At 55.8% G+C, this 20,004-nt stretch carries 19 protein-coding genes and 1 other RNA gene; 10 read left to right on the plus strand and 10 right to left on the minus strand.

Translation table 11 applies throughout. The features are described 5' to 3' along the window. Positions 1 to 229: 229 nt before the first annotated feature. Complete coding sequence (gene glpT, locus ABRP31_RS26655; RefSeq protein ID WP_349971202.1) at positions 230 to 1,567, minus strand: glycerol-3-phosphate transporter; 1,338 nt, start codon at positions 1,565 to 1,567, stop codon at positions 230 to 232. A gap of 270 nt (positions 1,568 to 1,837) precedes the next feature. Between glpT and ABRP31_RS26660 the strand changes: the two genes are divergently transcribed. After that, positions 1,838 to 2,473: an energy transducer TonB gene (locus ABRP31_RS26660; protein ID WP_349971203.1), complete on the plus strand. Its 636-nt coding sequence runs from the start codon at positions 1,838 to 1,840 to the stop codon at positions 2,471 to 2,473. Between the two features lie 23 nt (positions 2,474 to 2,496). Next, positions 2,497 to 3,123 (plus strand): TonB family protein, encoded by a 627-nt coding sequence (locus ABRP31_RS26665; RefSeq protein ID WP_349971204.1) that lies wholly within the window; start codon positions 2,497 to 2,499, stop codon positions 3,121 to 3,123. Between the two features lie 77 nt (positions 3,124 to 3,200). On the opposite strand, the gene ABRP31_RS26670 is transcribed toward ABRP31_RS26665, so the two are convergent. The 4 genes from ABRP31_RS26670 to ABRP31_RS26685 form a co-directional block, all read right to left on the minus strand. Then, on the minus strand, positions 3,201 to 5,087 hold the full coding sequence (locus tag ABRP31_RS26670) for an S-type pyocin domain-containing protein (RefSeq protein ID WP_349971205.1): 1,887 nt from the start codon (positions 5,085 to 5,087) through the stop codon (positions 3,201 to 3,203). 74 nt (positions 5,088 to 5,161) lie between these two features. After that, the gene (locus ABRP31_RS26675) at positions 5,162 to 5,632 is read right to left on the minus strand and encodes a DUF6392 family protein (RefSeq protein ID WP_349971206.1); all 471 of its coding nucleotides are present in this window, start codon (positions 5,630 to 5,632) and stop codon (positions 5,162 to 5,164) included. After that, positions 5,629 to 8,259, minus strand: coding sequence for an S-type pyocin domain-containing protein (locus ABRP31_RS26680; RefSeq protein ID WP_349971207.1), 2,631 nt, complete (start codon positions 8,257 to 8,259; stop codon positions 5,629 to 5,631). Before ABRP31_RS26680 ends, ABRP31_RS26675 begins: the two co-directional genes overlap by 4 nt. Before the next feature lie 104 nt (positions 8,260 to 8,363). Next, a complete protein-coding gene (locus tag ABRP31_RS26685; RefSeq protein WP_349971208.1) occupies positions 8,364 to 9,356 on the minus strand; it encodes an NADPH:quinone oxidoreductase family protein in 993 nt (330 codons plus the stop codon). A gap of 132 nt (positions 9,357 to 9,488) precedes the next feature. Here ABRP31_RS26685 and ABRP31_RS26690 point away from each other — a divergent pair, with 132 nt between their 5' ends. Beyond that, positions 9,489 to 9,899, plus strand: coding sequence for a flagellar basal body-associated protein FliL (locus tag ABRP31_RS26690; protein WP_087271939.1), 411 nt, complete (start codon positions 9,489 to 9,491; stop codon positions 9,897 to 9,899). 3 nt (positions 9,900 to 9,902) lie between these two features. Here the strand turns inward: ABRP31_RS26690 and ABRP31_RS26695 are convergent, their stop codons facing one another. Beyond that, the gene (locus ABRP31_RS26695; protein ID WP_087271942.1) at positions 9,903 to 10,352 is read right to left on the minus strand and encodes an EVE domain-containing protein; all 450 of its coding nucleotides are present in this window, start codon (positions 10,350 to 10,352) and stop codon (positions 9,903 to 9,905) included. Positions 10,353 to 10,546: 194 nt separating this feature from the next. Between ABRP31_RS26695 and ABRP31_RS26700 the strand changes: the two genes are divergently transcribed. After that, a complete protein-coding gene (locus ABRP31_RS26700; protein WP_087271945.1) occupies positions 10,547 to 10,699 on the plus strand; it encodes a hypothetical protein in 153 nt (50 codons plus the stop codon). A 137-nt stretch (positions 10,700 to 10,836) separates the two neighbouring features. Here the strand turns inward: ABRP31_RS26700 and ABRP31_RS26705 are convergent, their stop codons facing one another. The 4 genes from ABRP31_RS26705 to ABRP31_RS26720 all read right to left on the minus strand — a co-directional run bounded on the left by ABRP31_RS26705 (position 10,837) and on the right by ABRP31_RS26720 (position 12,293). Continuing rightward, positions 10,837 to 11,439 (minus strand): 5-formyltetrahydrofolate cyclo-ligase, encoded by a 603-nt coding sequence (locus ABRP31_RS26705; RefSeq protein WP_349971209.1) that lies wholly within the window; start codon positions 11,437 to 11,439, stop codon positions 10,837 to 10,839. Positions 11,440 to 11,548: 109 nt separating this feature from the next. Continuing rightward, positions 11,549 to 11,727: non-coding RNA, 6S RNA (gene ssrS, locus ABRP31_RS26710), on the minus strand. Positions 11,728 to 11,757: 30 nt separating this feature from the next. Continuing rightward, positions 11,758 to 12,087 carry a cell division protein ZapA gene (locus ABRP31_RS26715; protein WP_027902405.1) on the minus strand — a complete coding sequence of 110 codons (330 nt, stop codon included), beginning with the start codon at positions 12,085 to 12,087 and terminating at the stop codon, positions 11,758 to 11,760. After that, complete coding sequence (locus ABRP31_RS26720) at positions 12,084 to 12,293, minus strand: TIGR02449 family protein (protein WP_027902404.1); 210 nt, start codon at positions 12,291 to 12,293, stop codon at positions 12,084 to 12,086. Before ABRP31_RS26720 ends, ABRP31_RS26715 begins: the two co-directional genes overlap by 4 nt. A 160-nt stretch (positions 12,294 to 12,453) precedes the next feature. On the opposite strand from ABRP31_RS26720, the gene ABRP31_RS26725 reads away from it, so the two are divergent. From ABRP31_RS26725 to ABRP31_RS26750, 6 genes are all read left to right on the plus strand, one after another. Continuing rightward, the gene (locus ABRP31_RS26725; RefSeq protein WP_087271951.1) at positions 12,454 to 13,008 is read left to right on the plus strand and encodes a YecA family protein; all 555 of its coding nucleotides are present in this window, start codon (positions 12,454 to 12,456) and stop codon (positions 13,006 to 13,008) included. Positions 13,009 to 13,084: 76 nt separating this feature from the next. Then, the gene (gene pepP / locus ABRP31_RS26730) at positions 13,085 to 14,428 is read left to right on the plus strand and encodes a Xaa-Pro aminopeptidase (protein ID WP_349971210.1); all 1,344 of its coding nucleotides are present in this window, start codon (positions 13,085 to 13,087) and stop codon (positions 14,426 to 14,428) included. Further along, the gene (ubiH, locus tag ABRP31_RS26735) at positions 14,425 to 15,612 is read left to right on the plus strand and encodes a 2-octaprenyl-6-methoxyphenyl hydroxylase (protein ID WP_087271957.1); all 1,188 of its coding nucleotides are present in this window, start codon (positions 14,425 to 14,427) and stop codon (positions 15,610 to 15,612) included. The genes pepP and ubiH overlap by 4 nt, the downstream gene beginning before the upstream one ends. Before the next feature lie 58 nt (positions 15,613 to 15,670). Then, the gene (locus ABRP31_RS26740; protein ID WP_349971231.1) at positions 15,671 to 16,885 is read left to right on the plus strand and encodes a 2-octaprenyl-3-methyl-6-methoxy-1,4-benzoquinol hydroxylase; all 1,215 of its coding nucleotides are present in this window, start codon (positions 15,671 to 15,673) and stop codon (positions 16,883 to 16,885) included. Between the two features lie 210 nt (positions 16,886 to 17,095). Next, positions 17,096 to 18,097: an extracellular solute-binding protein gene (locus tag ABRP31_RS26745; RefSeq protein ID WP_349971211.1), complete on the plus strand. Its 1,002-nt coding sequence runs from the start codon at positions 17,096 to 17,098 to the stop codon at positions 18,095 to 18,097. A 151-nt stretch (positions 18,098 to 18,248) separates the two neighbouring features. Further along, positions 18,249 to 19,865, plus strand: coding sequence for an iron ABC transporter permease (locus ABRP31_RS26750; protein ID WP_349971212.1), 1,617 nt, complete (start codon positions 18,249 to 18,251; stop codon positions 19,863 to 19,865). The last annotated feature ends 139 nt before the right edge of the window (positions 19,866 to 20,004 follow it).

Genomic DNA, 20,004 nt, shown 5'->3' on the forward strand with positions numbered 1-20,004 from the left:
TACATCCGCCACATCATCGCCGCCTGGAGTGTCAGGTATACAGGCGGTCTCACGGATCGGATACTTTGACTGTAGGAGTGAGCTTGCTCGCGATAGGGTCAGCTCATGCGACAAAATTCGTCGGCCAAGAGACCGAATCGCGAGCAAGCTCACGCCTACAGATCCATGTTCGGCACGATTCTATTAGCCGAGGGGCACACGCTTAATCAGCGGATGCCCCGTCACCGCCTTAGCGACTCGCGCTCTCGATCTGCTTGTGCCACAACGTCGGCAGCAGGAAGACGATAGACAGCACGCAAGCACCGATCAGCAGGACGAAACCACCATCCCAGCCGAAGTGGTCAACGGTATAGCCCATCGCTGCGCTGGCGGCGACCGAGCCACCCAGGTAGCCGAACAAGCCAGTGAAACCTGCCGCCGTACCCGCGGCCTTTTTCGGTACCAGCTCCAGCGCCTGCAAGCCGATCAACATAACCGGGCCGTAGATCAGGAAGCCGATGGACACCAGGGCGATCATATCAACGGTCGGATTGCCCGGCGGGTTCAGCCAGTAAACCAGTGTCGCGATGGTCACCAGGACCATGAACACCACGCCAGTCAAACCACGGTTGCCTTTGAAGATCTTGTCCGACATCCAGCCGCACAGCAGCGTGCCCGGAATACCGGCCCACTCATAGAGGAAGTAAGCCCACGAAGTCTTGTCGACGGTGAAGTGCTTGGCCTCTTTCAAGTAAGTTGGTGCCCAGTCCAGAACGCCATAGCGCAGCAAGTAAACGAACACGTTTGCCAGCGCGATGTACCACAGCATTTTGTTGCGCAGAACGTATTTGACGAAGATTTCCTTGGCGGAAAATTCCTCTTCATGGCTGGCGTCGTAGCCTTCCGGATAATCGTTCTTGTAGTGCTCGATGGGCGGCAGGCCAACCGATTGTGGAGTATCACGCATGGTCGCGAAAGCAAACACGGCCACCAGCAATGCCACAGCGGCCGGCACATAAAACGCAGCGTGCCAGTCATTGGTCCAACCCATGCCTAGCAGGAACAGCGGGCCAATCAGACCGCCACCTACGTTATGCGCCACGTTCCACACCGACACCACGCCGCCGCGCTCTTTCTGCGACCACCAGTGCACCATGGTCCGTCCGCTTGGCGGCCAGCCCATGCCCTGCGCCCAACCGTTGATAAACAACAGAATGAACATGATCGTCACGCTGGACGTCGCCCAGGGCGCGAAACCAAATATGAACATCACGCCCGCTGAAACCAGCAGACCGAATGGCAGGAAGTAGCGTGGGTTGGAACGGTCGGAAACAATGCCCATCAGGAACTTGGACAAACCGTAGGCAATCGCAATTGCCGACATCGCCACACCCAGCTGTCCCCGGGTATAACCCTCGTCAATCAGGTAAGGCATCGCCAACGAGAAGTTTTTACGAAGCAGGTAGTAACCGGCATAGCCGATAAAAATACCCGCGAAGATCTGCCAGCGTAGTCGTCGGTACGTACTGTCGACTTTTTCTTCAGGCAGGGGTGCCTGATGTGCGGCGGGACGGAAGAAGGCAAACATCGAGACACTCCATTTTTGTTTTTCTGCGCGAAAGTGAATATTACATTTTCATTACAGAAAAAAGCACTGCTTCTCGTCTGAGAATTTGCAGGAAATGAGGAGTAGCTCGTGTTGTATTATGAACATCTCATCAATGTGTAACTGAATACGAATTTTTAGGACTTCTCCTACGGCCGTATCGGAAGTCATGGGGTTCTGCTCACCCACGACAGATACCTACCATCGCAGGCTACTGGGCCAACCCGAGCCCATAGGTGTTAGAGGTCGGTAATGAAGTTCTTTGTGTTTATTTTGTTTGGGTGGTTTTCCACCCTGACGCTGGCAAGCGACGCCTTGCTCGTCCCCGTTTCCAGGCCCAGCCCTGAATATCCTCAGGAGCTGCTGAAATCGCATTACACGGGCAAGGTCCTGATCAACCTGACCGTGAGCGCTTTCGGCACGATTCAGAGCACAAGGATCATCGAGAGCAGCCATCCCAAGCTGTCCGAGGCGGCCCTGCACGCCATCGTGAAATGGCGCTACCAGCCATGGGAGGTTGCCGACGGAAAACCTGGCAACGTCAGCATCGTCGTTCCAATTCTCTTCGGTGCCCGCGGCATTGAGCCTTTTTCAAAGGAAATAACCGTCGGCCTGGAAAATACCCTCTGCGCCTATCTCAACTACGAGGTCAAGATCAGCAAACTGGATTACCCGAAGGAGCCTTTGAACAAGGTTGATGTGTTCTGGCATACCCGCCAGCACCTTGCCGGAAGCTACGTCGCTTATCAGGTGGCGCAACCGGAGAAGCGCGCTGTGTTGTTTGCAGAACTTGAGAGCGCCATTCCAGGAATCATCAAGGAATGCAGGCGAAATCCGGATGCTAGATATGCGGATTATTTACCTCAACAGATTCGGACGCTGTTGTGATCGTCGGTTCAAAGGATTTCAACATGCGCATTTTCCTGATTCTCGTGAGCCTCTCATTGTCGCTCACCACACAGGCAGGCACTTCCTACCCCAAACCCCTATATCTGCCTCATGCCGAATACCCCAAGGAAATGCTCAGGAACAAAGAGGGTGGGAAGGTCAAGGTTCGACTATTCATCAACGCCAACGGCACAGTTTTATTCAAAGACATCGTCAAGGCTTCAGACCCGCGGCTTGCCGAAGCAGTGAAGCAAGTGGCACCAACCTGGCGCTTCACTGCCTGGACGCCGCCTGCAGACAAACCTCACGGTGAAAGTATTCTTTTGAGTTACGACTTCGATGCTCAGACACCCAATATTTCTAGCCTCAGCGCGAATGTCGAACTGAAGAAACTGCGTTGCAGTCAGCTTAATAACGAGTTGATCTGGACTCGACACAGCCTCCCTGTCGAGGAAGCAAAAATATTTCGTGACACCCGAAATTACCTGCTCAACGGAGCAGTGGTCAGCGCGTTCGTGACTGAAGAGGAAAGGCAGGTATTAATCGACGATTTCCACATGGCAAAACCCGCGATTATTGAAGGGTGCAGGGAAAATCCCCGAGCGTTTTATGCTGACCTGTTGCCAATACAGCTGAGGGAGGTGTTGTAGCTCGTCGAAGGTGATCCCGGATCTAAGATCCGCCAACCGATGAGGGTGGCGGATACTTCTATACAGACATCAGTACATCACACCACCAAGGGAGCAAAAATGCGCATGTTGTCCATGTCGTAGACGTCCCCTCCGTCCTCAGGGGATAACACGTAACGTATTTCCAGCTTGCCTGATTGCCGTTGCGCCGAGGGTGCCCATCCTTCAGTCATTGCAGCGAGGTCCTGAGGCGAAAATTGCGCAGCAAGCTCAGAGTCGCTTGCAACAGCTTTCCAGAACGCCTCTCTGAAGAAGCTGAATCTTTTAAATACCTTGTCGCGAAGCTGGTCTGCAATCGAAGAGGGAATGACTGCCCCCGTCTCGGTTGCGGCAGCTTGCAGCCAATTGTCGCTCACGAGCTGACCGGCACCAGTCGCTACCCCTGGATACTCCCAGGCGCGTTTGAACATGATGTAGACAGGCTCAAGTTCAGACTCGCAGGGGAAGACAACGATACAGTCATCAAAACCCAAGTCCTCAATGAAAGGAATTGCCTCTACTACCGGCACTCTGACCGGTGCCGTATTGCTAATGCGTGTGGAGCGCCTGTCTGATGTGTCATCCAAATTCGAAAGGGACTGCGGCATCCACAGGACCTGGTTCACAGGGCGCCCCGGACGCACAAAACGATACGCGCCGGTAGCAACATCCAATACCGCTGAGCGGACTTTGACTTTTGATGCGATGGTTGTGCCGTTTGTAGGCACGACGTATATATGAGCGAGCTCGGTAATTTCCCTCAGCCCATGACTCAGCTTGCCGTTGAGTTTCTTGGCCACGCCCGAGCTCATACGGAAAGGCAAATCGACCTCGGCATTAGCCTGAGCAAGCTCTTGCCAACTCTGGCCCTCGCTGGGCATAAAATCCGATAGCGGTAAGCTGATTGCAAACCGCTCTCCGCACCCCGGGGTATCAAATCGAAAGGACATGACACTTGCGTGCTTGACAGTTTTTCCCTCCCCCAACAAGGTTGCTTCCCAAGTAAGGCCGCTAACGGCCGAACGTATTGCCTGCTTGAGTTCGGTACCGGTTTTATCGGAACTGCTGGAGTTGTCTGGGTGGGCAGTGATAATCCGAGGGAGTACGTCAATGTCGTCGATCATTGCAACGAGTACACTTTCATCCTTCAAAGGGCCAACGCCCGTCGCCGACGCCAAGCGAATCAGTTTCTCTTCCAGATCTTGTATTACGGCTTGCGCCCGTACATGCAGCGCTGAATGACGTGCCGCAATTATGGCTTTCTGAGCGAGATATCGATCACTCGCCGCTGAAATCTGTTGAAGAATGGACGACTGTATACCGTGATCAAGGTAATAAAAGGAGATGGATCTTATCGCATCGTCCTTGGCAAACCTTACCGTCATGTCCAGAAAGTTGAAGCGCTGTACGCCGAGCACAACCTCATGAAGGGCTGCTTCAATATTAGCCAGCTGCCTCTCTTGCGCAATGTAAAGATCACGACCGCTGCCTGGATGCTCTTTAACGGGATTGAGCAGGCCATCCAGAAGGGAAAAAACGCTTTCTACTTTATGCCGGGCGTCTTCTATCCGCTGAATAACTTTAGTGGTCTTCACAAGATTTTCAGAGGAGGCAGTGCGAGCGCGCTCTTCAGCGCTGGGGCTTGCGCCGGTGGGCTTCGGTCTAACCGGAGGAAATGTGTCATCAGAGAAGGCCAACTGGCCGTTATCGTTATGCCATTTCTTGATGGTGTAAACGATATCGCCCACGCCATATACCCCAGTCGTCAAAAATTGTACATCGGGGTAGAAGAGCAAATCTGCGCCCTTGGGATGTTTTACCAGCTTATCGAAATGGTTAACTAGCTGGTTATGTTCGCCCAGCGCACCTTTTACATCTGTAATTTTTTGAACCAGATACTCAAATTCCGCACGAGCGTAATCCTGCAACTTTTGTTTAAGTTCCATCTTTATTTTCCTGCGTTGTTTAGCGATTCAGATCCCGCCCACTTTGCGGCAAACGGGACAGACCTTAGTTAATCTTAAATTTTATCACGCACACTAAACGCAATATAATCAACCTGCTCAGACTCAAGATAATGAAAAGTCACTTTCGCATTTGGGTATAGAGTCTGATCTAGCGGATACGCATCCCAACCTCCGGTGAGCCCTACCGGAAATGGCATTTTTGCGGGACCAGATGATTCGGAAGGAGTTCCGAATATGCGGTGCACTGAAGGCTTATTCATATTTAATGCATATGGATCTGGTAAATCCCCATGGTACTCCCGCTCTTCCGGAAAAACTTTAATTAGCGTTATACAAAAGGATTCGAACCTACCGTCCTCATCCCGAAAAGTCATACTTATACCTTTTTCGGGCTGTAAGTACACTTGATCATCGCCGGAAAACAACTCCACCAGCTCATCATCGGAGACCAGTGACTCTGACAGTAGATACTCATGGGTTTGACCAAGGCTTTTTATCCAACTTTCGATCTTTGACGCACTCATTCGTACCACCCCTGTTGTTTCTTTAGCTCATGCAGTTTTTCACGAGAAGCTTCGAGTTCCACCTCATCATATCCCAGCTCCATCAGTCCAATTTTTATTGCGCTGAAATTGCTGTCAACAGCAGCTCGCAGATTCTTCGAATCCTCTTCCTGCTTTTCTTTGGTGTTTCTACCTGCATAGGTCTCACTAAACTTCCGGTGAACCTCAGAAGGAATCGCAATGCTAGGCCCTTTATTCAACAAGGCCCTCAACCTGAACTCGGAAACATATGGATCGGCTCGTAATATATGCCTCTTAAGCGCCTGCCTAGAAACAATATGATCAATATCAAGCCCATCCAACCGGCTCCGTCCACTCAACTCGTTATACGGTCCAACCTCCAACGGATCAACCGGCGGCCCAGCAAACACCAAATCTGGCGACGGCAAATCATCATCTTCGCCATACCCTGGAATACTGGCATTAACGTCATCCGGATCCACCGCAGGAAGTGATTCGTTCTGGGAGTCAACAGGATCAATCGTTTCGCCAGGGTAGATCGCAGACTGCTCTGGCGCTGCCGGCAATTCCGTCGGACCAAGTGATTCGCTGCCCGGCGGTACCAGCGGAGTCCAGGTTTGGTTTGCGCCGGAAACTGGCCACGGCAAAAAGGTTGGCGTAACGCGAAGCAGGCCATTGGAGCTGTTAGGTAGTGTGATGCTGAGCTGATCCAGCTTGAAGAAAGCATTCCCGTCATTTGCCGCATTGCTGACGCGGATTTCGAACTCTCGTCGATCACCGCTCCATGTTGCTTTGGGTGCATATGGAGCGAAGCCACGGGCCATACGCTTTCGGTTAAATTCGTCCAACGACCTGCCAAGTACCGAGTCTTCGGCAATAGTGCGCCAGAGTGCTTTATCGAACGCCCTAATCGACGCGAACTCTTTATGCTGGTACAGCTCGCCAAACTGCGCAGGTATGAAGGCGCCAGTTCCCTGTGTAGCGGACTTCCACCAATCTGCCGATGCAGCTTGGCCGCTGCCATTCACGACACCTACTCCCGGCATATCGTTGGCAAACGAAACGTACTGAGGCGGCAAGCCCGAATCAGCAGGGAAACAAATCACGCAATCATTAATACGAGTATCAACACCTAAAGGAACATCAATGGCCTGCGGCTCAGCGGTTAACAGCTCAGGGGTACTCACGCCTGTGGCGTCTGGCGCTGCGCTTGATGAACTAAACTCGAGATACTTTGGCTGCGGACCAGAGGTTTGTGCTTGATAGGTATTGCTCAGACGGTCGAACGATGCGTGGAATACCGGGACGCCAGACGGTACTGAACCACCCGTACTGACAAGGTGCAGCTCAGTGCCCCTCTCGGCAGGTATTGCTTTGATTCTGCTGGACAGCTCTACCGAACCGCCAACATCAGCAATGGTGCTTAGGTCAGTATTTGCCGACACGCCTAGCGCCTGAGCCCTTAAGGCCACACCCTGAAACAACCGACGCCGTTGTTCGGAAGTGAGCTCTCCATTGCCTAGCTCAGGCGAGTAAAACAGCGCTGAAACACCTACGCTAACGGTCTGCCCCAGACGTATAGCGGCAATACGTGCGAGCTCTTTTGCCGCTGACGTAATGGCCCCCTCCAGAGCAACAGCCGCGCCTTCGGCGACTGCTAGACCGCTTCTACCCCAAACCATCGCCCCGCCAGCAATAGCTGGACTCGAGAGGCGAACCGTATTTGCTGCCTTGATCAATTCGCGGCGCGATTCCCCATCAACACGCGTTTTGAATTTGATCTGCTCTTCGCGCTGCTTTTCGTAACGCCGCTCGCCTTCACGTACACGCTCAATTTCACGCCACCTGATTTCCTGCTCGGCGTAACGAATAGATAAAGCTTGTGAGGCTTCAGATAGAACCCGAATTGACTCCGAAAGAATCTTGGCCTCATGCGCTGCTATATAAGAACTCTCCCACTTACTATGGGCATTATGAGCAGAGGCTGGATCGTTGGCGTTGCTCTGATTCAGACCATTTTTATAGTCCTGAGCGCCTTGGGTGAGAGGGTCGGGCCCATTGAATGCCTGGGCCACCGCTGTCTTTTCTTGAAACTCAGATTTCTTCCTGGCGATTAGGCCATCAATTTCAGCCTTCTCTTTCGAAATCAAATAGAGTGTCCAGGGCTCGCTACTTGATGAGTTTGGCGCTCGCTTAGCACCCTGCATTTCTGATTCAAGTAACTGATCGAGCGCTGACGATTTTAAGGCGTACTTTCGATCTAGCTCATCTTTCTTTACGGTATAAGTTTGACTTAGTGATTCGATTAGTTGCCTGTGAATTGCTTCACGTTGTGCTTGAGCTTGTGCCTCTGCTTGTGCACGCGCCTTGGCCTCGGCTTCAGCGCGTTGTTGGGCACGAGCTCGTTTTCTCGCTTTTGCACGCTTTTTGGCTTTCTTTCCGCTGGACCCGCCGAAGCCGCCGCTGAAGAAACCGCTGCCTTCGCCAGAACCAAAACCAATGTTCCAGCCACTACCATTCCCTGACCCACTCTGACCGCCACCTTTACCGTATGGGTCACGATCATTACCTGTAGTTACAAGTATATTTTTTTCAGGGGGACCGGACTTCCCTTCATTCTCACTCATACAAAACTCCTTTTTTGTCTGTATGAGTGGAATGTATTAAATCCAAACTCCTATATGGATATAAATATATACCTCAACGCAGTCAATTCATTACACCCCCGAAATCATATAACTAATTTTTGATCCAAGGTAATAACCACCTTCCCAACCGCCCGCCTCTCCCCCAAAGAATCAATCGCCAGCCCCGCCTCTTCCAGCGGATAAACTTTCGACACCAGCGGCTTCAACTTGCCCTGCGCATACCAGCCAAACAACTGCTGAAAGTTCGCGACGTTATCTTCCGGCTGACGTTGCGCAAACGAGCCCCAGAACACACCGACAACGGAGGCGCCTTTCAATAGCGCGAGGTTGACCGGCAGTTCGGGAATGCGGCCGCTGGCGAAACCAACGACCAACAGGCGACCGTTCCAGGCGATGGAGCGAATGGCCTGGTCGAAAAGGTCGCCACCCACGGGGTCGTAGATGACGTCGACGCCATCACCATTGGTGAGGCGTTTGATTTCTTCTTTGAGGTTGGCTTCGCTGTAGTTAATGAGTTCGTCGGCGCCAGCATTTTTGGCGACTTCGAGTTTTTCGGCGGAGCTGGCGGCGGCGATAACGCGTGCCCCCATGGCTTTACCAATTTCCACGGCTGCCAGGCCGACTCCGCCAGAGGCACCGAGCACCAGCAGGGTTTCGCCGGGTTGCAGGTTGGCGCGTTGTTTAAGCGCGTGCATGGAGGTGCCGTAGGTCATGCTGAAAGCGGCGGCGGTTTTGAAGTCCATGGAGGGCGGCATGGGCAAAACGTTGTATGCGGGTACGGCGACTTGTTCGGCAAAACTGCCCCAACCGGTGAGGGCCATCACTCGGTCGCCAACTTTTAAGTGGGTTACTTTTTCGCCGACTGCAGCGATAACACCAGCGGCTTCTCCACCGGGGGAAAAGGGAAATGGCGGTTTGAACTGGTATTTGCCTTCGATGATCAACGTATCGGGAAAGTTGACCCCGGCGGCATGCACCTCCAGCAGGATTTCGTTCTTCTTGATTTGCGGGCTGGCGATGTCTTCGAGGACGAGGGTTTCGGCGGGGCCGAACGCTTTGCACAGCAAGGCTTTCATCGGACTATTCCTTTTGGATTTGTGGCCGATACGTTCAGGTATGTAGATTTTCGGGTCAATGAGCATGATCCGCCCTGATACTCATGCATAAGCTCAAGTAAGCTAGGCGGCAAACCGGATAAGGAGTGAACTGTGAAAGCGTGGATCTTGATGTTGTTGGCCTTGTCATTGCCAACCATGGCGCTGGCTGAAGAAGCGGCCAAAGAAGGTGAGGCGCCCAAGGTTGCCTATGTATCCCTGACGCCACCGTTCGTGGGCAACTACGCACTGGATGGTGGCCCGAAGCTGCGCGTCTTCAAGGCAGATGTCGCCTTGCGTGTGACCGGCCCGGAAGCACAGGCTGCGGTAAAGCGTAACGATCCGCTGATTCGTAACCAGTTGGTGGCGCTGTTTACTCAGCAAACCGTCGACACCATGAGCAGTGCCGAAGCCAAAGAGAAGCTGCGTCAGGAAGCGCTCAAACAAGTTCAGCAAGTCATGAATGACGAAGAAGGCAAGCCGATCGTAGAAGACCTGCTGTTCAACAACTTCATCGTTCAGTAACGGTTAACGCAATGCCAGGATCGCCGCCCACTGTTCGGCGGTCACTGGCATGACGGACAGGCGAGTGCCCTTCTGCACCAGTGGTAATTGTTCCAGCGCGCTTTGCTGCTTCAAATAACTCAGGCTGAGCACTTTCGGAAAGGCTTCGACGAAAGCCACATCGACGGCGCTCCACTGATTTTTTTCAGCCGTGGCTTTGGCATCGAAATAGTGACTCTGCGGATCCAGCGCGGTCGGGTCTGGATAGGCAGCCTGTGTGATACGTGCAATACCCGCAATACCTGGCTCAGGGCAGCTTGAGTGATAAAAGAAGAATTCATCGCCAACCGCCATGGCGCGTAGAAAATTGCGCGCCTGATAGTTGCGGACACCGTCCCAACGCGCGTTGCCGAGGCTTTGCAGGGCACTGATGGAGAGTTCGTCGGGCTCGGATTTCATTAGCCAATAGGCCATGTTTTTTGCTCCTGATAGGGGCTGCGGGCAAGTTGTCAGACAGTTTTATGACAAACCGACAGTCGGCTGACGTCAACGTTTGCGTGTACGCACATGTTGTCGCAGAATGCCGGGATTTTAAGCTCCACGCTGCTGCACGGCCTATTTAAAAACCGATGCTGACATCGTATTGATTTGCCTAAGGAGGGCAGTCAATGAAACGCAAGCCGGATTTACTTTGGATTTTGGTTATTTTGTTCGGCTTGGGTGTCGTCACGACGGGTTATGCGCAAAGCTTGTGGTCCAGCAAGACCGATGCACCGGTTGAAATTACTCAACAGCAGCAGAAGTATCCTTCGCGGCATTGATTCTCGGGCTGCAGATTACCTGTAGGAGCTCACCGAGGTTACGAGGCCAGCGATTGCGGTATGCCTGACGCTCCGCCATCGCTGCCTCGCGTTGCTCGTGAGCTCCTACAGAGTTTGCATCGCAAAGATAAGACGTTTTACGCTAGATACCATCGGCGATCCGACACCGTGCCATCCAAAGGCACGTCCCAACTGGCTTGCGCCAGACGCTCGACCTTCTGACATTCATGAGCTAGCCCAAGCAACACAGGCTTTTGCCAGACTGTTCTGCGTGAGCGGTATGCCAGGCTGCGATCGTAGAAGCCGCCGCCCATACCCAGGCGTCCGCCTTCATCGTCAAAGCCCACCAATGGCATCAGAATCAAATCCAGCGCCCAGATTTTGCGCTGCTTCGCCAGGTTGATGCGCGGCTCGGGAATGCGGAAGCGGTTGGGTTTGAATCTCTCCCCGGGCTTTACCCGCTGAAACACCATCTTGGTTCGTGGCCAGGCGCTGAGTACAGGAAGGTAAGTCGCCTTGCCGCGCTTCTGCGCCGCATGCAACAACAGACGCGGATCTATCTCGCCGTCCATAGGCAGATAAAGCGAGACGTGCCGGGCGCGACGAAACAAAGGGTGTTGAGCAAGTTGGCGATAGATGCCGCGTGCCGCTGCGCGCTGTTCGCTGGCGCTCAAGGCGCGACGAGCCTGACGTAGCTTTCGGCGCAATTGCTGGCGCGTGGGCGGTGCTTCACTGGTCATGAGAGCGGGACATGCAGACTGATCCATCACGGTTGAACCAGAACCGAGGACGCCAGAGCGACGACCTCGTGGACATTGTCGTCGGCGAACCCGGCGGCAATAAGAATTGAGACTCCCCGACGAACCGCTGTCGGTGTAGCCCTTGAACCCGAAAGTTCAAGGTGGAGATTGCAGGAGGTTTTAAGGCTTTCCGTCGAGCGGACATGCACACCAACCCCAACGTGCAACCCCCGTGGTTGTGCGTATCGGCTCAGGGACATGACCGACTGGCAAGCACTCCAGGGAGCGGCGCGAGTATACCGAAACTTGTCGGAAAATTCAGCCCCGAGGCGCATCCGGAGGCAGATCGGAGTCTGTGGCCAGCACCAGATCAACGCGATCCAGCAGGTCGCGGACCTGTTCACGCGTTGAGCCACTGGCCTGCAGGTCTGGCAGATCCTGCTTATGCAGCAAATCGTGAGTAATGTTCAACGCCGCCATTACAGCGATCCGGTCGGCGCCGATTACTTTGCCGCTGCTACGGATTTCACGCATCTTGCCATCCAGATAGCGCGCGGCGCTGACCAGGTTGGTGCGCTCTTCCTGAGGGCAGATGATCGAATATTCTTTGTCGAGGATCTGTACGGTGACGCTGTTGCCATTGCTCATGAGTCTTGCTCCAGGGCCTTGAGGCGCGAAATCATTGTCTCGACCTTCTGCCGGGCGATTTCGTTTTTTTCAATCAAATGAGCGCGTTCTTCGCGCCACGACTTTTCCTGAGCTAATAGGAGTCCGTTTTGGCGTTTTAGTTGCTCGACACGAGTGATCAGTAATTCCAGTCGGGCCATCAGCGCTTGCAGGTCGGTGTCTTCCATTGTTTCCCACTGAATACTTTCTGATGAGTGGCACAGGAGCTGGCTTTACGCCACGGCCTCTGAAGCGCCGCCTACGGCCGTGTAGATGATCTTGTGATCCGGATAGTCTAGGATACAAGGCTTCATTCTAGACACTGAGCCGATTGGCGACTAGCTACCCATGCCCATTCAGAATTCCCCGTACAAAGCATTCGCCACCCTGCTCAACAGCAGCGGTCATCCTGTCTCTCCCGCTGAGCTGCACGGCCTGCTGCTGGGCCGCAGTTGCGCCGGTTCCGGATTCGATTCCGGTGACTGGTTGAACGACGCGGCCGAGTTACTTGAGTCCGTGCCTGAAGACAATGTCCGCCAGGCCCTGATCGGCTTGCAGGAGATGGTTAAAGGCGAGCTCACCAGCGACGACATGACTGTTGTTTTGCTGCTCCCGAGTGACGACGAACCGCTTGCCGAACGCGCCATTGCGCTGGGCCAGTGGTGTCAGGGCTTCCTCACCGGTTTTGGTCTGACGGCCGGTGACACGGCGTTGAGCGCTGAAGCGATGGAAGTGTTGCAGGATCTGGCAGCTATCGCTCAGGTACAGGACGCGCTGGAAGAGTCCGACGACGGCGAAAGCGATTACATGGAAGTCATGGAATACCTGCGCGTCGCCCCGCTGCTGTTGTTTACCGAATTCAACAAAGCTGCTGCTGCCGAGCCAAAACCGTCTTTGCATTGATCCTTCATCGCCGCTTTCGCGATCATCGTCCAGTCAGACGATGGTCGCGGCGCTTAAAAAGGGAACCCGCCTGCCTATGATCCATATCCCGAAGTCGGAATACGCTCGTCGGCGCAAGGCCTTGATGGCGCAGATGGAACCCAACAGCATCGCCATTCTGCCCGCAGCCGCCGTGGCGATACGTAATCGCGACGTCGAGCATGTGTATCGCCAGGACAGCGACTTCCAGTACCTGAGCGGCTTCCCGGAGCCGGAAGCGGTGGTGGTGCTGATCCCCGGCCGGGAATATGGCGAATACGTGCTGTTCTGTCGTGAGCGCAACCCCCAGCGTGAACTGTGGGACGGGCTGCGCGCAGGACAGGAAGGCGCAATCCGCGATTTCGGTGCTGACGACGCATTCCCGATCAACGATATCGATGAAATCCTGCCCGGCCTTATTGAAGGCCGTGACCGCGTTTACTCGGCCATGGGTAGCAATGCGGAATTTGATCGGCACCTGATGGAGTGGATCAATGTGATTCGCTCTAAAGCCCACCTGGGCGCGCAGCCGCCGAATGAATTCGTTGCGCTGGATCATCTGCTGCATGACATGCGTCTGTATAAATCGGCGGCGGAAATCAAGGTAATGCGCGAAGCGGCAAGAATTTCCGCCCGCGCCCACGTCCGGGCGATGCAAGCCTGTCGCCCAGGGCTGCATGAGTTCAGTCTCGAAGCCGAGCTGGATTACGAATTCCGCAGAGGCGGCGCGAAGATGCCCGCGTACGGCTCCATCGTCGCGTCAGGCCGCAACGCCTGCATCCTGCACTATCAGGAAAACGATGCGCTGCTCAAAGATGGCGACCTGGTGATGATCGATGCGGGTTGCGAGATTGATTGTTACGCCAGCGATATCTCGCGCACCTTTCCAGTCAGCGGCAAGTTTTCCCCTGAGCAGAAAGCGATTTATGAGCTGGTGCTCAACGCTCAGGAAGCTGCGTTTGCGGCCATCGGCCCGGACAAACACTGGAATCAGGCCCACGAAGCGACTGTTCAGGTCATTACTGCAGGCCTCGTGGAGCTGGGTTTGCTCCAGGGCGATGTGGATGAGCTGATCGCCAACGAAGCCTACAAGGCTTTTTACATGCACCGCGCCGGACATTGGCTGGGGATGGATGTGCATGACGTGGGCGACTACAAGGTCGGCGGCGAATGGCGGGTGCTGGAAGTCGGCATGACCCTGACGGTCGAGCCAGGCATCTATGTCGCGTCGGACAATCAGCAGGTCGCGAAGAAATGGCGCGGTATCGGTATACGAATCGAGGATGACGTCGTGGTGACCAAAAAAGGCTGTGAAATTCTTACCGGTGACGTACCTAAAACCGTCGCGGAAATCGAGGCACTGATGGCCGCAGCCCGCAATCAACCGGAATTTGCTGCATGAGCCGTTTCAATCTGGCAATCGTCGGTGGTGGCCTGGTCGGCGCCAGCCTCGCCATGGCCTTACAGGCCGGCGCCAAGGAACGCGGCTGGAAGATCGTGCTGATCGAGCAGTTCGCCCCCGGCGACACTTATCAGCCGAGCTACGACGCTCGCTCTTCGGCGCTGTCATTCGGTGCTCGACAAATCTATGAGCGCCTTGGTCTGTGGCAAGCCATCGCCCGCCGCGCCGAGCCTATCCTGCAGATTCAGGTGTCGGATCGTGGTCGGTTCGGGTCTGCGCGCTTGTCTGCTATGGAAGAAGGTGTGCCCGCGCTGGGCTATGTGGTGGAGAACGCCTGGCTGGGCCAATGCCTTTGGCAGGGCCTGGACAAAGATGTAGTCAGTTGGCGCGTCCCGGCTGAAGTCAAACGCATGCAAGCGCTGCCGGATGGTTATCGCCTGTTGCTTGACGATGAAACCGAGCTGGAATGCGATCTGGCGGTATTGGCCGACGGTGGCCGTTCAAGCCTGCGTGAACAATTGGGCATCGGTGTTCGCCAGCGTCCTTACAATCAGAGCGCGCTGATCGCCAATATCACCCCGAGCGAAGCCCACTGCGGTCAGGCGTTCGAACGTTTCACCGATGAAGGACCAATGGCTTTATTGCCGCTGCCGGAAAATCGTTGTGCGCTGGTCTGGACGCGTACGGGGTCGGACACTCAGCGCTTGCTGGAACTGGACGACCGCAGCTTCCTCAGCGAACTGCAGAACGTGTTCGGTTATCGCCTCGGCACGCTGCAGCAGGTTGGAGTGCGGCATGTGTATCCGCTGAACCTCATCGAAGCGGAAGAACAAGTCCGCTCACATCTGGTCGTACTCGGTAACGCGGCGCACAGCCTGCACCCGATTGCGGGGCAGGGTTTTAACCTGTCGCTACGGGATGCAAACGCCTTGGCGCAGACGTTACTGGCCAGCGATACGCTGCCGGGCGATCTGCCGACATTGCAGTTGTATCGCGAGCAACAGCGAGTGGATCAACAGCTTACGGTCGGCTTTTCTGATCAAGTCACGCGCCTGTTTGGCAGTAATGAGCCTCTGGTTGCTGCCGGTCGTAACATCGGTCTGCTAGGGCTTGATCTGCTGCCTCCGGCCAAGCGCTGGTTTGCGCGTCAGGCCATGGGCCTGGGGACTCGGCCCAATGTTTGATTTACGCCTTATTACTCACCGGCTCACGCCTTCAGCGGGAACGATTTAAAGCATGGAAATCCGCGCAGATCTGCTGATTGTCGGGGCCGGAATGGTCGGCAGCGCTTTGGCGCTGGCCTTACAGGGCAGCGGCTTGAACGTTGTCGTGGTTGATGGCAGCCCGCTGAGCGTCAAACCCTTCGACGCTCAGGCGATGTTCGAACCCCGGGTCAGCGCATTATCCGCCGCCAGCCAGCGGATTCTGCAACGTCTGGGTGCCTGGGAAGGCATTGCCGCTCGGCGCACCAGTCCTTACGGTGAAATGCAGGTCTGGGATGGCAGCGGCACCGGCCAGATTCACTTCTCGGCAGCCAGCGTACATGCCGACGTGCTCGGGCACATCGTGGAAAACCGTGTCGTGCAGGACGCCCTGCTGGACCGTTTGCATGACTGCGATATCGGCCTGTTGGCCAACGCGCGGCTGGAACAGATGCGGCGCTCCGGTGATGAGTGGCTGCTGACGCTGGCTGATGGTCGTCTGTTGCGCGCGCCTCTAGTAATTGCTGCTGACGGCGCCAACTCGGCAGTCCGTCGCCTGACCGGCACTCAAACCCGTGAGTGGGATTACCAGCATCACGCCATCGTGACCAGCGTGCGTACCAGCAATTCGCACCGTAAAACTGCTTGGCAGCGCTTTACCGACAATGGCCCACTGGCTTTCTTGCCGTTGCAGCGAGAGGGTGAACATTGGTGCTCCATCGTCTGGTCGGTCACCCCAAAGGAAGCCGAGCGGCTGACGGCGCTGGACGATGACGCGTTCTGTCGCGAGCTTGAACGGGCCTTCGAGGGCCGTTTGGGCCCAGTGCTTGCCGCCGACCCTCGCGTGTGTGTGCCGTTGCGCCAGCGCCACGCCAAGCGTTATGTCGCCGAAGGCCTGGCGTTGATCGGTGATGCCGCACACACCATCCACCCGCTGGCCGGGCAAGGGGTGAATCTCGGCTTTCTCGACGCGGCAGTGCTGGCCGAAGTGCTGCTGCATGCCCATGAACGTGGAGAGCGACTGGCCGACGTGCGAGTACTAAGCCGCTTCGAGCGCCGCCGCATGCCTCACAATCTGGCGCTGATGGCGGCGATGGAAGGTTTTGAGCGGTTGTTTCAGGCTGACCAACTGCCATTGCGCTGGCTACGCAATACCGGGCTGAAAATGGTTAATCAGGTTCCGGAAGCCAAGGCAACATTCGTGCGCCAGGCACTGGGCTTGAGCGGGGATTTGCCGGATTTGGCGCGTCTCTAGACCGTAATGCATCTGTGGGAGCCGAGCTTGCTCGCGATAAGGCTGGATGCGGTTCACTCTGGATCGCATCGCCCTTATCGCGGGCAAGCCCGGCTCCCACAGATAGTGTCCGATGCTCGCCAGCTGCAACATTCTGTTACGCGTCTATCCAGACTTGGCAAATGGGATTCACTACCATTTCGCCTCATTTTGCGAACGCGAGACCTCTCCATGCAGGCAAGCAAGCGTCTTCTGGCTGCTTTGACACTGACAGTGCTTGGCAGCACCGCCCAGGCTGCCGACGAGGTAGTGGTTTACTCCTCCCGGATTGATGAACTGATCAAGCCGGTGTTTGACGCGTATACCGCCAAGACCGGCGTGAAGGTCAAGTTCATCACCGACAAGGAAGCGCCACTGATGCAGCGCATCAAGGCCGAAGGCGAGAACGCCACTGCCGATCTGCTGCTCACCGTCGATGCGGGCAACCTTTGGCAGGCCGAGCAGATGGGTATTCTGCAGCCGTTCACTTCGCCGGTGATCGACGCCAATATTCCTGCACAGTATCGCTCGTCGACACACAGCTGGACCGGCCTGAGCCTGCGGGCGCGGACCATCGCCTATTCGACTGATCGCGTTAAGCCAGAAGAGCTGACCACTTACGAAGCTTTGGCCGGCAAAGACTGGGAAGGTCGCTTGTGCCTGCGTACAGCGAAAAAAGTTTACAACCAATCGCTGACCGCTACTTTGATTGAAACCCATGGTGCAGAAGCGTCCGAGAAGATCCTCAAGGGCTGGGTAAACAACCTGTCCACCGACGTGTTCTCGGACGACATCGCCGTGCTGGAAGCGATCAACGCCGGGCAGTGCGATGTCGGCATCGTCAACACTTACTACTACGGGCGTCTGCACAAGGATAATCCTGATCTGGCGGTGAAGCTGTTCTGGCCGAATCAGTCAGACCGCGGCGTACACGTCAACCTGTCCGGTATTGGCCTCACCAAATACGCTCCACATCCGGAAGCTGCCAAGGCGATGGTCGAGTGGATGACCGGTCCCGAGGCGCAAGCGATCTTCGCGGGCACCAATCAAGAGTTCCCGGCCAACCCGAAAGTCGCCCCCTCCGAAGAAGTCGCGAGCTGGGGTCAGTTCAAGGCTGATACCATCCCGGTCGAAATCGCAGGCAAGCGCCAGGCCGAAGCGATCCGCATGATGGATCGGGTGGGTTGGAACTGATTACCTCCTGAAAGCATATTTCTCCTGTGGGAGCAGAGCTTGCTCGCGATAAGGGCACTGCGGTATCAGATAGACAGCGTCGCTGATATCGCGAGCAAGCTCTGCTCCCACATGAGCCTCTCAAAGCCTGATTTCTCCATAGAGAGCCCTCTTGGCCCATCCTGCTCAACGCCGCTGGTACCCGCTGGTCTTCGCCATCGCTGCATTGGTGCTGCTGCCGCTCAGCGTTCTGCTGCTGTCCTGGCAAACCATCGACATGCAGATCTGGTCACACTTGTGGGAAACCCAGATGCCCCGCTTGCTGGGCAACACCCTGACCCTGATTCTGGGTGTGGGCGTTGGCGTCACACTGCTGGGCGTCAGCCTGGCGTGGCTCACCAGCCTGTGTGAATTCCCCGGTCGACGCTGGCTGGATTGGGCGTTGATGCTGCCGTTTGCGATTCCCGCTTATGTGCTGGCGTTTGTATTTGTCGGCCTGCTGGATTTTGCAGGCCCCGTACAGACACTGCTGCGCGAGTGGTTCGGCACCGGGTTGCGACTGCCAAGGGTACGCTCCACCGGCGGCGTGATCATCGTGCTGGTGCTGGTGTTCTACCCCTACGTGTATCTGCTCGCACGTACCGCTTTTCTTGCCCAGGGCAAAGGTTTGATGGAGGCTGCGAGAGTGCTCGGCCAAACGCCGTGGCAAGCGTTCTGGCGCGTTGCATTGCCCATGGCACGTCCAGCCATTGGTGCAGGTGTGGCGTTGGCACTGATGGAAACCCTTGCCGATTTCGGCGCGGTTTCGGTGTTCAACTTCGATACCTTCACCACTGCCATTTATAAAACCTGGTACGGCTTTTTCAGCCTCTCCAGCGCTGCGCAACTGGCCAGCCTGTTGCTGCTGGCGGTGATGATCGTGCTCTACGGCGAGCGCCGAGCCAGAGGTGCCAGTCGGGCGACCAATGAGCGGCCTCGGGTCAAGGCGCTTTACCACTTGCGCGGACTCAAGGCCGCCGCCGCCAGCTTCTGGTGTGGACTGGTGTTCCTCTGCGCCTTTGCGGTCCCGCTGCTGCAACTCATCGTCTGGGTCTGGCAACGCGGGCGCTTCGATCTGGATGAACGTTATACCGGGCTGATCCTGCACACCTTGTATCTGGGCAGCATCGCCGCGCTGATTACCGTGAGCGTGGCACTGGTGTTGGCGTTCGCCCGACGTCTGGCCCCGACTCCGGCGATCAACTCCGGGGTTGGCCTGGCCAATCTGGGCTATGCACTGCCAGGTTCGGTGCTGGCTGTGTCAATCATGCTGGCGTTCAGTTATCTGGATCGTGTGCTGGTGATTCCGGTTTCCAGCTGGCTGGGTGGCGCAGGCAAGCCTTTGCTGCTGGGCAGCCTGGCAGCGCTGCTATTGGCTTATCTGGTGCGCTTCATTGCCGTGGCCTACGGACCGTTGGAAAACAGCCTGTCGCGCATCCGCCCTTCGCTTCCGGAAGCAGCACGCAGTTTGGGTGTCAGTGGGCCACGATTGTTTTTCAAGGTGTATCTCCCGCTGCTGGTGCCTGGCGCTCTGAGCGCAGCGTTGCTGGTCTTCGTCGATGTGCTCAAGGAAATGCCCGCCACCCTGCTGATGCGCCCGTTCGGCTGGGACACGCTGGCGGTGCGCATCTTCGAGATGACCAGCGAAGGCGAGTGGGCCCGTGCCGCTCTTCCCGCCCTGACCCTTGTCCTTGTCGGCTTGTTGCCGGTTATCGGTTTAATCCGACGCTCCGCGCGCCAATTTCGTTAGGTGCGGGTCTAGAGGCTTGCGGCTACAATGCGCCGCAATCGGTGTGGTCTGTCAGACTGTTCGACATGTTGCTATCTGCTCCAAACCCCAATTCAAGGGGGCATGTCAGCGTTTTGCCTGTCCACACCTTCGCCACGCC

This window comes from Pseudomonas caspiana (assembly GCF_040224095.2).
Taxonomy (GTDB): Bacteria; Pseudomonadota; Gammaproteobacteria; order Pseudomonadales; family Pseudomonadaceae; genus Aquipseudomonas; species Aquipseudomonas caspiana.